The following is a 968-nucleotide window of genomic DNA, read 5'->3' on the forward strand; positions in this document are numbered from 1 at the left end:
ACCCACACCTCATCCCCGCACTTTTCAACGTACGTGGGTTCGGTCCTCCAGTGCGTTTTACCGCACCTTCAACCTGGACATGGGTAGATCACATGGTTTCGGGTCTACGACTACATACTCATTCGCCCTATTCAGACTCGCTTTCGCTGCGGCTCCGTCTCTTCGACTTAACCTCGCATGCAATCGTAACTCGCCGGTTCATTCTACAAAAGGCACGCCATCACTCATTAACGAGCTTTGACTTGTTGTAGGCACACGGTTTCAGGATCTATTTCACTCCCCTTCCGGGGTGCTTTTCACCTTTCCCTCACGGTACTGGTTCACTATCGGTCACTAGGGAGTATTTAGCCTTGCGGGATGGTCCCCGCGGATTCCGACGGAATTTCTCGTGTTCCGCCGTACTCAGGATCCTCCTAGGTGTTGTCAGCATTTCGTCTACGGGGCTTTCACCCTCTTTAGCGGAATTTTCCAAATCCTTCAACTATACTAACAGACTACCATATTGGAGTCCTACAACCCCAACAAGCAAGCTTGTTGGTTTGGGCTCTTCCCGTTTCGCTCGCCGCTACTCAGGGAATCGAATTTTCTTTCTCTTCCTGCAGGTACTAAGATGTTTCAGTTCTCTGCGTCTACCTCTAATCAGCTATGTATTCACTGAAAAGTAATATCCTATAAAAGATATTGGGTTCCCCCATTCGGAAATCTCTGGATCATAGCTTACTTACAGCTCCCCAAAGCATATCGGTGTTAGTCCCGTCCTTCATCGGCTCCTAGTGCCAAGGCATCCACCGTGCGCCCTTATTCACTTAACCTTATCAACCTTACGGTTGGGTCTTGATCACTTCTTCTAGCGATAGAAGGTTAATCAATAAATAAGCAATTGAACTTATTAAAAAACTCATTCAACGCGGTGTTCTCGGTTTGTTTTGATTCTTTTTACTTCAATATCCAGTTTTCAATGAACGAAT

1 rRNA gene is annotated in these 968 nt (G+C 46.7%); it reads right to left on the bottom strand.

Annotated features, from left to right (window positions below):
* A 23S ribosomal RNA gene (locus KQI94_RS16125) occupies nucleotides 1-812 on the bottom strand; the annotation flags it as partial.
* Between the last annotated feature and the right edge of the window lie 156 nt (nucleotides 813-968).

This window comes from Enterococcus sp. S183_ASV_20 (assembly GCF_018919685.1).
Lineage (GTDB): Bacteria > Bacillota > Bacilli > Lactobacillales > Enterococcaceae > Enterococcus > Enterococcus faecalis.